Consider the following 14,497-nt stretch of genomic DNA (forward strand, 5'->3'; position numbering starts at 1 on the left):
GAATGCCCAAAGGACAATGGGTACTAACTTGATAAGCTTTTAAACAGACCAACTATTAGGTCATTTACGCAACAAGGCCGATTAATCTCCATTTTTTGCGATAAGGTAAGTTTCGTAAACAACCGGAGATTGAATGGCACACAACATGGGTTGAAGGCCACTTAAAAACCACTCATTGGAAAAAGCAATAAAAGAAATAGAAGGCCAAAATTATTACTAAGCGAAGCGGTGACTATTGTCGTCATGTTTCATACAAGAGCTATACAAAGTTTAAAGATTAATATATTCGACAAGTCATTCCCTCGCGGAAGAAATATTTTCCTCCTGTCCTTTCTATCATAAGTTCATCACTTTAATGGAAACATGCTTAGTTCCACTTTTTGTTTATTCACAAGCTTGCTTAAAGAGAGTGTATAGGCATTTCCTATCGCTTCTATTCTATTGAGAGTATGTCATACGCACCGTATCCACTCCCCTCCTAGTTTTTAAAAAACAGCATAAAGAGGAAAACTTCTACAAGGTACTTCTATGGATCCAAACTACATTTTATTATTAATGATAAAGGAAAAATTCTTGCTTACTATGTTAACGCCAGGAAATGTGAAGACTCAAGTCCCTGTTTGTAGTCTGTCTAAAAAACATTTTTGGCAAAATGTTTGCCGGCAAGGAATACATCTCCCCCTATTGTTTATCAAGCTTTACGACAAGGGCTTAGAAACTAGGCTTAGAAGGAATATGAAAAACAAGCTAATGTCTTGGGTAGATAAGATTTTATTAAGAAAGCGAGACATCATTGAAAGCGTTAACAATAAATTGAAAAAACTCTTGTCAAATCGAACATCACCGACAGCGCAGCCCTTGGAATTTTTTTGCCAATCTAATCAGCGGAATAGTGACCTATGCTTACGAGCCCTGTAAGTCCTGCATTCAATTGACTTGCATGGAGAAGCAAAAGTTAATGAGCTGGCTTACAGTTTAGGTATAATTGAAGCAGCCTTAGAGTGTTTTCTTATCCGATAACTCGCGTTGAATTATGAGTTTTCCACTAAAAATAAGGTTACGCTTTTAATCTCCTCTTTATGCAGTCACGTACTCTATAAAGTCCCTGTTGTTAGGCAGAAGGACATCTTTCAGAAGGTTGGGTATGCAGACTAAGTTTTTATAAAGCGTATTAAGTGAATATTAGCTTTTAGCTAATCAAAAGTTCTGAATACCTCTTGTACCCCCCTCCAATCCGTTAATTACTTGCCTATTCTGATTGAAAAGCTAAAGGGAATAGAGAAATTTTAAAGCCTTGCTTTTCTTCTAAGCGTCCCTAAAAAAATTTTTTCTAAATAGCCCACGCTAAAAAATATATTTCTTCCATACAATCAGCCAATCTATTCCAAACCAAATAATAGCAGCAAAGCTCAGCAGGCAAATAAAGGCGAAAAAATAGGCGATAAGGATGAAAAAGCCGTCATCTTCTAAAAATGCTAGGCCAAAGGCTAGAAGGGGTAAAGCTGCTAATAAGTTGGTCAAAGGAATGGGAAGGGGTAAAGATAGAAAAAAAGCCAAAATAGCAATGGTCAGTCCGTGGATGATATGTAAATAACGATTTTTTACTAGCCCTATCCACCGGGTAGAAATCAAAAAGCCAAGCTTAGTATCTATTTTAAGCACATAGAACATCACCTTCTTTACAAACAAAAAGGGGATCTTTTTTTGCAATAATCTCTTAGGAAGCCAAACTTTATCTCCAAACGCTATTCTTAAACCTATTAAAAGGATTAACAATCCTAAAAGAGTGGATAGCCCAGGAATTTGCATGGGACTACAAAAAGGAAGACTCAACACAATTAACAAGGTAGCATAACCTTGATCGGCCAAATGATCCATAATTTTCTGGACCGATAACTCTTCTGAATGTGTTTGGTTCAATAAATGCTCGAGCTTTTCAGCTAAAGAGGAACATTTTTTTAACATATTGCTCTGTAAAATTGCTGGTTGTAGGATTCAGAATAAAAACTTGCGTATGGAGCTATCAACTTTATCACCCTTTATCCTCTTTATTTGAATTAAAGGATTTTCATCTAAGGATGAGAAAACATTGCTCTTCCCCTGCCGCTTTTGTCTTTTCTGCTCTATTCGCTGTTTACTTAAAAAGGAGAGCTTTTGGTAACAGATCAAATGGGCTTGAAAACTTTTATTTGCGCGTAGTGATTATAAAATTTCAGCTGCAAGGGCTGCCAATTCACTGCGTTCTGTCTTCTCCATAAATACATGCCCATAAACTTGCTGATTGCTAAAGCGTCCCACCACATAGCTAAGGCCATTAGAATCCTTATCTAAATAAGGATTGTCAATTTGTGTAGGATCTCCTGTTAAAATAACCTTCGTGTTTTCTCCTGCACGAGAAACAATCGTCTTCACTTCATGGGGAGTAAGGTTTTGAGCTTCATCAATAATGATATACATCTTTGGCAAAGAACGTCCCCTTATATAAGTAACCGCTTCCATTTCAATCTTTTTGCTTTCCATCACCCACCGCAAAGTTTCGCTAGGCTCACTTCCTACAGAATCACAGAGATATTCTAGATTATCATAGATAGGTTGCATCCAATTTAATAGCTTCTCTTCCTTAGTGCCTGGAAGATACCCAATGTCACGCCCAAGGGGGATCACAGGGCGGCTAACAAGAATGCGCGTATAAGTTCCTTCATCAAATACTTTACGTAAGCCGCAAGCCAATGCTAAAAGGGTTTTTCCCGTCCCTGCTTGCCCGATCAGTGAAACCAATTTAATTTCATCTCGCAAAAGGGCATCAATCGCACATCTTTGCTCTACGTTAAGAGGTTTAATTCCCCAAAGATTATTAGCTTTTATAAGGGGCTCGATTATCCCTCGCTTTGCATTATACTTACCAACCCCTGATGAGTGCTCGGGGGAAGAAAAAATACAATACTCGTTAGGCTGTAAATCTTCGGCATCTATCTGAATAGCTCCATCTTTGTAAAACACATCAATAGCATGTTTAGGCATTTCTATCCGCCGTAAACCCTTATACATGGACGCATAGCAATATTTTAAATTTTCATAATCTTCTGTTTCTAAACCAATGGCTTCGGCTTTAATACGGGCAGCAAAATCTTTAGAAACAAATACAACGTTCTCTCCCTTCTCTTTTAGAAAGAAAGCAGCTAGAATAATTTTATTATCATTATTGGAAAGAGCAAAGTTATAAGAATAATCGGTTTTAAATTCGACCTGGATGCGTATCACTGCCTGGTTATCTAAAGTAACGCCGGCATGCAAGTTTCCCGCACCTATAGTATTTAGATTACTTAAATAGCGAAAAACCGCACGTGAATTACGTCCTAAATCGCTTGGCAAACGCTTCATTTTGTCCAATTCTTCTAACACAGTGACGGGGATAATTACATTTTGGCCAGGAAATTTGATGATCGCTTCGGGATCATGCAATAAAACGTTAGTATCAAGAACAAATGTTTTCGAGAGCATACTCGATCTCCTTGTTGCGATAAATCAGTAGCAAATTATCTTTTCGACTTGAACAAAAAAGAAAAACAGGAAAATTTTACTTTTCTGTAAGGCAGGTCTCTTAGATATTAAGATAAGGAATGGGAAGAAAAAAGTAAAAAATTAATATTTTTTAATATATTCTTTTTCTTTTAAGGAGCTCATCTCTTACCTATTTTGCTCTCTATCAGCAAATTACACATTAATTCAGCACTTAACAGCTTTGACTGCTAAAAAACACTTGACTTGTATTTTCTTTTATCGTATGGTATGAGTATAATTAAAGATTATTACATTATTTTTAATAAGTGAGGTATCAGGATGAAAATTAATGATAAAATATTAAGCATCCCCCCTTATATTTCGACTAGCTGGAGGCATGTAAAATCGCTCCAAATGAAAGGCCCTTTTTTAGTCATCACTTTAATGGGCGGCGAATCAATTAACATTCCTAACCTTAAAGGAGAAGTAATTGAGCAAATTTTTAGTGCCCATGCTGAATATTTAGAAAAATTTATTGATCCTCAAGAGGAGAGTGACCCTAATTTATCTCAAGCTATGTTGAATACCGACCAAGGCGAAGTACCTTTTAAGCTAGGAATTGGTTCTATCGATGGTATGGGCAATCCCTTGATTCATAATCCCGCCCAACGCGATGCTCCTGATATTCCCAAACAGATTTTAGAAAAAATTGCAGCTATCGCTAAAATCATTTCTCCAGAAGAGCTAAATGTATTGCCTAAAGCAGAATTAGACTGTAATTGTCTTCATTGCCAAATTGTGCGCACAATCAATGTAGCCGTGGAACCAGAAGCAATGACAGCAATGGGCTCAGAAGAAGAGGAAGTTAAAGAGGAAGAACTCGTCTTCCAACAATGGGATGTGACCCAAGCAGGTGATAAGCTATTTAATGTGATTAACAAGCTAGATACGCAAGAAAATTATAGAGTCTATTTGGGCCATCCTGTGGGATGCACCTGTGGAAAATCAAGCTGCGAGCATATAGTAGCTGTCCTTAAAAGTTAAAAACTTATTATTTTTCCTAGCTAAACCCTCATTTTTCTTTTGCCCACCAACACTTCAATTAATGCATCGCGCTATTTTTTCTTTCTCCTTAAAGAAAACATTGTCTGATGCATTAATCCTATCTAAACCTCCTAACTTCCTTGACAATTTTTGATCTAGTCCATAAAATTTTTATCTATAACTATTACTTTTAGGAGCTAACTGATGAATCAAGCAGCCTCATACTTGCTGGCAACTTTCTTCTTTGCTCAATGTCTCAGCCAGCCTGTTCATAGCGACTTAGAAAAAACATCCTCTTCTTCCCCTTACCTCCAATCAAATCTCAATCCAGATTCTTCTGCCACCGCACAACCTTTTACAGCTTTTACAGGACGTACTCTAAAAAACAAGGTAAGAATCCGCCTTCAACCTAATTTAGAAGCACCTATTTTACGTGAAAGCAATAAAGGAGATTTATGGATTGTTGTAGGAGAAAGGGATGATTTTTATGCTTTAAAAGCACCTGAAGACCTTAAAGGATATGTTTTTCGCACTTATGTATTAGATAATACAATTGAAGGAAACCGTGTGAATGTACGCCTAGAGCCTCATCTAGATGCCCCTGTTATTGCCCAACTTCAAACGGGTGACAAAGTTAATGGCCAAATTAGCGCTCTTAATAATAAATGGCTAGAGATTACCCCCCCTGCCTCTACACATTTTTACATTGCTAAAGAATATATAGAAAAAATAGGCAATGCTGATTTAAAAGCCTCTTTAAATCATAAACGCAAAGAAGGGATCAGCCTACTTGAAAGTACACTTACTCAAAGTCAGCAAGAATTCCTTAAGCCATGGAATCAGATTAACCTAGAGAAAATCAATGAGGATCTTAATAAAATAATTAACACTTACTCCGACTTTCCAGAAATCCAAGGTAGAGCAAGAGAATTATTGGCCACTATCCAAGAAGATTATTTACAGAAAAAGATTTATTATCTAGAGAATCTTTCCACCCATGCCGAGCAGCTCCACACTCATAACAAGACACTTTCTAGCAAAGTGGCTTTACAAGAGCAAAGAATAGCTGAGCTAGAACAAGCTAGCCAACCCAAGCTTCCTAGTAGTTCCTCGGTAACTTCAAGTAGCTATAGTGCTGATAAAATGAGCGCATGGCTGCCAGTAGAAAATCAATTATATGAAACATGGGCAGAAATGCATGATAATCAGCCTATCTCGGCTTATTATGATGAACAGCAGCAGCAAGCCAGCACAATAAAAGGCATCATTCAACCTTATGATCGATCTGTCCGTAACAAACCAGGCGACTTTGTGCTTTTAAATCCAACTACCCAGATTCCTATGGCTTATCTTTACAGTACGCAAGTAAACCTGCAAAACTATTTAGGTCGAGACATTACCTTAAAAGCCTCTCCTCGAAACAATAATGACTTTGCCTATCCTGCCTACTTTGTTCTTTCGATAGAGTAGAAAGCCTATTTATTAAGGCGCTGAAAGGCGCCTCATTACTTGAGGCCAATTTTCTTTTCTATAAAACTTCTAAGGTATTGAAAAAACATCCGTCTGTTTATCATTTTTTACTCATTGACAGATAAACGCGTTTGTAAAGGATTCTCCTCAAGCTCCGCAATATTTGTTGGCTGATTTGTCGACCTCCGTGTCTTTAAATCTACAGTTTCAAGTAGCTCAATTTCATTCTGTCCACCCACTCCCAGATCTTTAAACTTCCTAGCCGTCACTAGCACTCGACCCTCAAAAGAACCTACGGTCTTATTATAAGCTTCTACAGCTCTACTTAAGCCTTTTCTTACATCTTCAAAATGTTCGCTCATCACTTGCAAACGATCATACAACTGGCGGCCTAATTGGCTAATCGCCTGGGCATTTTCGGCAATCAGCTCTTGCCGCCAACCATAAGCGACGGCCCGCAGCAATGCTATCAAAGTAGTAGGGGTAGCTAAAATAACCTGCTGATCTACTCCATGTTCGATTAAAGAAGGATCGTGCTCTAGAGCGGCACTAAAAAATGTTTCGCCCGGAAGAAAAAGTACCACAAATTCAGGTGCTGGCTGAAATTGGTCCCAATAAGCTTTTGCAGAAAGCTGATTGATATGAGTACGGACCTGTTTAGCATGCTCTTTTAACTTCATGATTTTATCCGTTTCGTTAGGCATCTCTAAAGCCTCTAAATAAGCTTGCAAAGGAGATTTTGCATCCACTACGATCTGCTTGTTATTGGGTAGATTAATGATAAGATCAGGTCTTAGACGACGCTCATCGTGGGTAGAACTTTCTTGCTGCAAAAAGTCACATTTTTCAACCATTCCAGCCATTTCTACGACCCGTCGTAATTGAATTTCCCCCCAGCGCCCTCGCACATGAGGCATACGTAATGCTTTTGCTAGATTTGCCGTTTCTTGCTGTAGCTGTGCATTAGCAGTATATAAGCTTTTTACTTGCTCAGTGAGAGTAGCGTAAGCTGAAACACGGGATTTTTCTAAATCTTCAATCTTGCTATCAAATTTCTCTAGTTTCTCTTTGATGGGTTTGACAAGCTCGTCAATCGCTGCCTCACGCATTTTTAAATCTCCTTTAGCCCCCTCTTGCAATTTTTCAAAACGAGCAGCAGCTAAATCCAAAAACATCTGGGAACTTGATTTTAGAGCCTCTGCTGACAGAGCATTAAAGGTATCAGTAAATTTTTGCTGAGCTTGATCTAAAAGTTCAAGCTTTTCTTGCATTTGCTGAGCTTGATGAGTTAATTGCATTTCCAATTCAGCAATTCTACTTCTTTGAAAGCTATTTTCTTCGCGATAATTTTGGAGCTGTATTTCTTTGCTTTCTAAGCTCTCTCGCCATTCTCGCCCCTGTTGTTCTAGCACTCGGCATTTTTCCATCCATAAAGCCTTTTCGCTCTGTTTATCTTTACACTTTAAAAGCGTCCAAATAAAACTTACCCCTAAGACGCCTATTACCAGCGCTAGTACCCCATCTACCAGATAATCCATTGGCTTAACCTCCCCTCAAACTAAATGAAATGCTCCTATCCTAGCACTTCAAAAGAAAAAATTGCGATAAAACTGTTCCCTTGCTCGAATTTAAATTGGCAAATAAATCGATTAAGCAAAGAGGCAATCACACACACGTAAAGGCCTACATTCACTCTATCTTCCCCTCCTAGCCTTATGATGCTAGGCAAGCAGTCATCACATCTGGACGGCCTTTAAAGAGGGATTTTATACTAGATAGTTAACATTATTGTTACTTAAATAAAAACATACATTTTTCTAAGGATCTATAAAGGCTCACCTAATCATGTAATTATCAGAGTAAAAAAAACAGCCTGCAAGCTATCTAGAAGGCAAAGCAGTTCAGCTTATTGCCCTTCTAGCACTCCTATGAGTTTCTTGCCAAAATTTCCTTGTATACGTGGTCATCATGGCTATTTTTTAGCAGTCGAATGGGCTAAGGGATTACCTATCAGATGACGACACAGGAGTTTTTAAGCGCTCACCAAGAAAGAAAGCTTTTGTTGATAAAAAAATGCATGGCGCTTCAAACTATGAGATTTATCAAGACATTACTTTCATGATTTTACTTTAATACCTAAAGGAATTTGAAGAGAGCTTGTACAAAGCTTATCAGATAGGAGATGAAAAAGTTTTTCCTCAAAAGGCTAATCTCTTGTAATTAAGGCTATCCCTTTTGATAGCTAGCTAAAAATAGAGCCTTGTATACTGCGATCTTTTTAATCTCCATGAATTCTATTTATTCTAAATATTTCAATTTTTTAGAATTTTTTAACATTTAAGAATTGAGTAAACAGATAAAAAAGCAGTAATCAATATTCAGTAAATTTTTATTTAGATAAAAAGTGATTGATGTATTGTAAGAAATTTAGGTAGAATAGCAATAAAAAATTATTTTATGTTACACTCTCCTACACGCTCTTTATGGCTTATTCCCTTAATTTCTATTCTTTTGCTAACCCCCTTTAGCTCTACCATTGATTTGGCAGTGGCACGCTATTTTTTTGCTAACGGCCATTTTCAATCTAATAGCTTTTTAAATTTTCTTTATTCTTATGGAATGGTTCCAGGCTGGATCTTAACTTTATTTGCTTTATTATTTTTGGTTTTATCCTACCTTCATCCCTTCTGGAAATGTTGGCGGCCTTATGCCCTTATTCCCCTTTTAACGATGATTGTAGGAGCTGGCATTATTGTAGACTTATCGCTAAAGGGACATTGGGGTCGCCCTCGTCCTAAGCAGCTTGAAGAATTTGGTGGCCTCCAGCATTTTAGACCTTTTTACCAACCTAATTTCTTCCATCAACCTGAACCTTCTAAATCTTTTCCCAGTGGCCATTGTTCGATGGGTTTCGTTTTCTTGTCGCTTACCCTTATAGGGCGGCGGCTAAGGCAGCGTTGGCTTTATTGGTGGGGTACTTTCACTTCTGTGATCTTAGGAGCTCTGCTAGGCTATACCCGTATGGCCCAGGGAGGACACTTTTTTACTGATGTTATTTTTGCAGCAGCTTTTATGTGGTGGACAGCTCTCTTTTTTGATTGGTTGATATTTGAGCAACGGATAGCAGATGAAAAGTTTGACAAAGAAACAGTATGAATTATTGAGCTATATAAAAACCTATCTTCAAACGCACCACTATGCCCCCAGCTATCGAGAAATTATGCAGCACTTCTCTTTTACTTCTCTAGGCACAGTGTACAAATACATTACTATTTTAAAGAGCAAAGGCTTGCTGGAGTCAAAAAAAAAGAGCAGGCGCTCACTTTCTTTACTTCATGACTATCCAACAAAAAAGGATTTCACTAGCTTATCCTTACCTTTCATTGGGTACATTTCTGCCGGAGAACCTATTGAGACTTTCCCTAAAAGTCTTTCTTTTGAAGTGCCTAGCTCTTTGATTACCATGCCTGAAGCCACCTACATTCTTAAAGTGAGAGGAGATAGCTTAGTGGAAGAACTTTTGGCTGATGGGGATTATTTAGTGGTAGAAGCACGCCAAGAAGCTCAGGCAGGAGAAACAGTGTTAGCTCTTTTAAACCAAAATGATGTCATTATAAAGAAATATTTTCTAGAAGATGTTTATGTCCGCTTAGTCAGTCGTAGTCTTCACAACCACCCTGTCATCTTAAGGGAAGATGATATCATGGTTCAAGGCGTGGTAGTAGCGGTTATTAGAAAAAATTTTTAAAAAGTTTTCCTATCCTCAAAGTTATGATGAAAAACAAGCTAATTGATAAACAGATGTGAGCGCTAACCGCAATCAAAGAACCTATTACACTGCCTGGCAGCTTGAATATCTTTATATAACTAAGAATCGTGAGTAAAAAGGTCTTTGCCAATCCAGTAAATAAACTTTATCTCTTCTAAAAAAAAGTATAAATTTAGCGAGTTATACCTAAAATTTATTAAACTAGATTTCATCCTCCTCTTCTTCGGGTTCCGGCTCGTAATCCTCTAGAGCTTTAGCTTTTTTGCCTGCAATAATTCTTGCTAGCGATAATACCCAGGCTACGATCAAATAAATCCAAGATAAAGCAAAGAAAACTAAAGAAAAATGGGTCAAAAGTCCATAAATAATGAAAACAGCTGCCACCACAGTAAAAAACACCACTTGAAAAGTAGCTACACGCATATGCAAATTTTTTAAACTTGGAAATTTCCATCGGCTAACCATAAAATAGCCGATAGTAATCATCATAAAAAATAGAATCCATGCACGGGTTATTTCCTCTATGGAAATGAAATGATGGAATTCTTCGGATATTAAAAAGAGGTTTCCTGAGACTGCCGCTGCTGCCGCTGCGGGAATGGGCAGGCCTGTAAAGTTCTTTGGTTTCTCTTCTAAAGTGAAGCCAACATTAAGAGCAGGGCTTGGGCGGTTGTGAACACTGAAGCGCACGAGACGCAAAACTCCGCATACTGTATAAATCATGGCTCCGGTGGTAAGGAAAAAGGAGAGCTCGGTGCCAGGAGATAACGCTAAGCTTTTAAGAATGATAACTGAAGGACAGACTCCGAAAGTAATGGCATCAGCCAACGAATCAAACAACCCTCCAAATTCGCTTTGCGCTTTCATCGCGCGAGCAACAGCCCCATCTAATAAGTCAGCAAAAGCTGCTAAGAGAAGGATAGCCGCCGCTTCCGTCAAGGCTTGCACAGAGACTTCACCACGAGTTATCATGCTAATCTTAAATATTACAAAAAGACCGCATGTTAAGCCAAAGGCTGTAATTACATTAGGCAACAGATAAACTTTTTTCATAGATGAACCCAATAATAGGAAAGTCATAGTACAAAAAAAAAGACTACAAGTACAGCACGAAAAGTTTATCCGCAATAAACAGGCAAAGGTCTACCTATTCATCATTCTTTCTCTTGCATTTACATAAAAATAAATTTTTACCTATTACACTTTACTAAGCAATTTGCCTCTTGGCGCTATAAGTAGAAATCTGGTATACCTAGGTCATTTTTAACATCTCTTTAAATAAAATAGGCTCTCAAGAAGGTTATTAACCTTTAAATTTATAGGCCCCTCTATGGCAAAAAAAACTCCTTCTCTTAAACATGTCGCGGACACATATCTTGATTTTACAGTTACAAAAGCTCTAGAAATTCCCGAACTTCAATGTTTTTTAACTGAGCTAGTACACACGCCTACCGGCGCCCAAATCATGCATTTGGGAAATGAAGATCCTGAAAACCTTTTTTGTCTATCTTTTCAAACGCTTCCCAATTCCTCTAATGGGGTGGCTCATATTTTAGAACATACTGTTTTATGTGGGTCAGAAAAGTTTCCAGTCAAAGATCCCTTCTTTGCGATGACTCGTAGGAGCCTCAACACCTATATGAATGCCCTTACAGGTCAGGACTTTACATGTTATCCCGCTGCTTCTCAAGTTCCTAAAGATTTTTATAATCTTTTAGAAGTCTATCTCGATGCAGTATTTAAACCTAACCTTAAATACTTTAGCTTTCTACAAGAAGGGCACCGCCTTGAATTTAGCAATCCTACAGATCCCCACTCTCCTTTAGAATATAAAGGAATAGTATTTAATGAAATGAAAGGAGCAATGGCCTCACCGATGTCTCGCCTAGGTGAAGCTTTAAATCAAGCCCTGTATCCTAATACCATTTATGGATATAATTCAGGTGGCGATCCAAAAATTATCCCCTCTTTGAGTTATAATGAGCTGGTAGAGTTTCATCAAAAATATTATCACCCCAGTCGCTGCCTATTTTTCTTCTACGGCAATTTACCGCTTGTGGAACATTTAGATTTTATTACTCAGCATACTTTGAGATTGGCTAATAAAGCTTCTCCCTTACCTCCCATTCCTTTCCAACCTCGTTTTTCTACTCCCCACTATGTACATGAATTTTATCCCCTTGCCTCCCATGAACCCACCGAAAATAAAACGATGCTTGCGCTAGGATGGCTGACTTGCCACATTTTAGAGCAGCATGAACTGTTAGCGCTTAGTATTGTAGAAATTATTTTGATGGATACGGACGCGTCTCCTTTAAAAATGGCCTTGCTAAAGTCTGGTTTATGCAAGACGGCTAGTGCCTATATAGACACAGACGTTCACGAAGCACCCTTTATAATCATTCTTAAAGGCTGCCAACCTGAATGCGCAGGCACAATAGAAAACCTTATTAAAAACACTTTAATAGAAATTACGAGGGAAGGAATTTCTTTAAATTCGATAGAAAATGCCATGCATCAGTTAGAATTTTTCCGTAGCGAAATCACAGGTGATCAATCTCCTTTCGGACTCTCCCTTTTTATGCGTGCAGCCCTTTTAAAACAGCACGGCGCTAAGCCAGAAGAAGGGCTTATGATTCATACACTTTTCGACAGACTAAGGCAGCATCTTATCGATAACCCTCATTATTTAACTAACTTAATTCGCAAATATTTTATTGATAACCCTCATTATGTTCGCCTTATATTAGAGCCTAGCAAAGAGCTTGAAGCTCAAGAGCTGGACCAAGAAAGAGCCGTTCTAAATAAAATTCATCAATCTTTATCAGCTAAAGAGATAGAACATCTATTGCAACAAGCAAAAGAACTTTCCGCTTTCCAAAAAGACCAAGAGGAAGCATGTTTAGATATTTTGCCCAAGCTTTCTTTAGAAGATATTCCTGTACATGGTAAAGATTATTTATTAAACCAAGAAAGGATAGGCAATTTCCAAGTATTCACTCATTCTTGCTTTACAAACCGCATCCTTTATGCAGATCTAATTTTTAATTTACCCAATATTGAAGAGGCGGATTTATTTTACGCACGCCTCTTTGCCCTTTTGCTGCCTCAAATGGGATGTGGTGGAAGAAATTACATGGAAAATCTTGAATTCATCCAGGCTCATATAGGAGGAATAAATGGTTTTCTATCTCTTAACATTCAAGCCCACGACTTTAATAAAATATCACCTACCTTATCGCTAAAAGGGAAAGCTCTTTATCGTAAAATACCCCAGCTTTTTCAGCTTCTTCAGGAGATGGCTAGCTCTACCGATTTTAAAGATCTCCCCCGTTTGAAAGAAATTCTGCAAAAACATTATACAACCTTAGAAAGCTCTATCAACCAAAATTCTCTTCGCTATGCTACTAATCTTTCTGCGGCAGGACTTAGTATACCCTCTCATATTTCTAATCACTGGTATGGGCTAGAATACTTTTGGAAAATCAAAGAGCTAGCCTTGAATTTTGAACTCCATAAAGAAATCTTAATTGCAAAGCTTATAGAAATGAAAGACAAGCTTTTAGCCACTGACCAACCCCACTTAGTGCTTTCTTGCGATGCTAAAATTTATGCGGAGATTAAAGCCCAGAATTTTTATGGTCTTCTAGATATGCCACTTCATTCTTATGAAGCTTGGAAAGGAGACTTCATCCTCTCTCCCATCGCTTCTCAGGGACGCACGATTTCTGCGCCTGTGGCTTTCATTAGCAAAGTTTTCAACACAGTTCCTTATATTCATGAGCATGCGCCTGCTCTAAGCATTGCGGCCTTTTTATTTGATAATTTAACTTTACATGCAAGCATTCGTGAACAAGGAGGAGCCTATGGGGGAGGAGCTGTCAGCAATGCAATGGCTGGTAATTTCTATTTTTATTCATATCGAGATCCTAATATTTTTAGCACATTGAATGCTTTTGAAGCCTCAATTAATCATATTCTTCAAGGACAATTTGATGAAGAGGACATAGTAGAGGCTCAATTAGAAATGATTCAAGCAATGGACGCCCCTATCTCCCCTGGCAGCCGTGCTGATTTGGCATATAGCTGGCTAAGAGAAGGAAAAACTGCAGCTGTTCGGCAAGCCTTCCGTGCTAAACTTTTAACATTAACAAAACAAGAGATCATAGAGGCGGTAAGAACTTTTATTGCTCCTAACTGGCAAAAGGGAGCAACGATTGCTTTTGCAGGAAAAGAGCTTCTGGAAAAAGAAAATGCTTTATTAGCTGAGCATCATCATTCTCTCTTGCAAATTGAGACGATTTAAGGTTTTCTTGTTCTAGCATTCTCTATTCAGCCTCGGGCGCTTAATGAATCGAGGATAAAAGCCTATTAAATAAGATGAGCTCTAGCTAGTAAGTGAAGAACGCTTTCTGCCCGCTTATTGCAAGCTTAAGTTAAAATGACCAAAATTTTATAGGGGAACAAGTAGAAAACTGAAGAAAAAGAGAATCAGCTTTTTAAGCTTTAAACTGATCGCTTGAATTTTAAATTTATTTCTTTTTTTATTTTATTAGATAGAGGAAAGATTTTGAGCAGCTATTTAAATCAGAGGCTTTAAAAAAATTAGGGTTTTAATTTAAGAGGTGCGGCCATAGGAAAACTATAAATTCCCGGCTTATCACACAAGAAGCGGCTTATCCTAAAGCATAGGATAATTTAGTCGAAAGATTG

The 14,497-nt window shown here is 37.9% G+C and carries 11 protein-coding genes; 7 read left to right on the top strand and 4 right to left on the bottom strand.

All coding sequences use genetic code 11. The annotated features are described in order from the left end of the window. The first annotated feature begins 497 nt into the window (after nucleotides 1-497). On the top strand, nucleotides 498-626 hold the full coding sequence (locus NEOC95_RS09690; RefSeq protein WP_502710265.1) for a transposase: 129 nt from the start codon (nucleotides 498-500) through the stop codon (nucleotides 624-626). Further along, entirely contained in the window at nucleotides 574-918 is a 345-nt protein-coding gene (locus tag NEOC95_RS09695; RefSeq protein WP_502710266.1) for a transposase, read from the top strand. The genes NEOC95_RS09690 and NEOC95_RS09695 overlap by 53 nt, the downstream gene beginning before the upstream one ends. Before the next feature lie 426 nt (nucleotides 919-1,344). Here the strand turns inward: NEOC95_RS09695 and NEOC95_RS01380 are convergent, their stop codons facing one another. Next, the gene (locus tag NEOC95_RS01380; protein WP_166157301.1) at nucleotides 1,345-1,965 is read right to left on the bottom strand and encodes an exopolysaccharide biosynthesis protein; all 621 of its coding nucleotides are present in this window, start codon (nucleotides 1,963-1,965) and stop codon (nucleotides 1,345-1,347) included. A gap of 237 nt (nucleotides 1,966-2,202) precedes the next feature. Further along, complete coding sequence (locus tag NEOC95_RS01385) at nucleotides 2,203-3,501, bottom strand: PhoH family protein (RefSeq protein ID WP_166157304.1); 1,299 nt, start codon at nucleotides 3,499-3,501, stop codon at nucleotides 2,203-2,205. Nucleotides 3,502-3,840: 339 nt separating this feature from the next. Between NEOC95_RS01385 and NEOC95_RS01390 the strand changes: the two genes are divergently transcribed. Continuing rightward, nucleotides 3,841-4,545, top strand: coding sequence for a hypothetical protein (locus NEOC95_RS01390; protein WP_166157306.1), 705 nt, complete (start codon nucleotides 3,841-3,843; stop codon nucleotides 4,543-4,545). 204 nt (nucleotides 4,546-4,749) lie between these two features. Further along, nucleotides 4,750-6,015: an SH3 domain-containing protein gene (locus NEOC95_RS01395; RefSeq protein ID WP_213151094.1), complete on the top strand. Its 1,266-nt coding sequence runs from the start codon at nucleotides 4,750-4,752 to the stop codon at nucleotides 6,013-6,015. A gap of 107 nt (nucleotides 6,016-6,122) precedes the next feature. Here NEOC95_RS01395 and NEOC95_RS01400 read toward each other — a convergent pair whose 3' ends face one another. Further along, nucleotides 6,123-7,553, bottom strand: coding sequence for a DNA recombination protein RmuC (locus tag NEOC95_RS01400; RefSeq protein ID WP_166157312.1), 1,431 nt, complete (start codon nucleotides 7,551-7,553; stop codon nucleotides 6,123-6,125). 919 nt (nucleotides 7,554-8,472) lie between these two features. On the opposite strand from NEOC95_RS01400, the gene NEOC95_RS01405 reads away from it, so the two are divergent. Continuing rightward, entirely contained in the window at nucleotides 8,473-9,171 is a 699-nt protein-coding gene (locus NEOC95_RS01405; RefSeq protein WP_166157315.1) for a phosphatase PAP2 family protein, read from the top strand. Then, nucleotides 9,143-9,763, top strand: a complete 621-nt coding sequence (gene lexA, locus NEOC95_RS01410) for a transcriptional repressor LexA (RefSeq protein ID WP_166157318.1) — start codon at nucleotides 9,143-9,145, stop codon at nucleotides 9,761-9,763. Before NEOC95_RS01405 ends, lexA begins: the two co-directional genes overlap by 29 nt. Nucleotides 9,764-9,985: 222 nt before the next feature. Here lexA and NEOC95_RS01415 read toward each other — a convergent pair whose 3' ends face one another. After that, complete coding sequence (locus NEOC95_RS01415; protein ID WP_166157321.1) at nucleotides 9,986-10,837, bottom strand: CDP-alcohol phosphatidyltransferase family protein; 852 nt, start codon at nucleotides 10,835-10,837, stop codon at nucleotides 9,986-9,988. Between the two features lie 277 nt (nucleotides 10,838-11,114). Here NEOC95_RS01415 and NEOC95_RS01420 point away from each other — a divergent pair, with 277 nt between their 5' ends. Continuing rightward, a complete protein-coding gene (locus tag NEOC95_RS01420) occupies nucleotides 11,115-14,090 on the top strand; it encodes an insulinase family protein (protein ID WP_166157324.1) in 2,976 nt (991 codons plus the stop codon). The last annotated feature ends 407 nt before the right edge of the window (nucleotides 14,091-14,497 follow it).

Source organism: Neochlamydia sp. AcF95 (assembly GCF_018342455.1).
GTDB lineage: Bacteria > Chlamydiota > Chlamydiia > Chlamydiales > Parachlamydiaceae > Neochlamydia.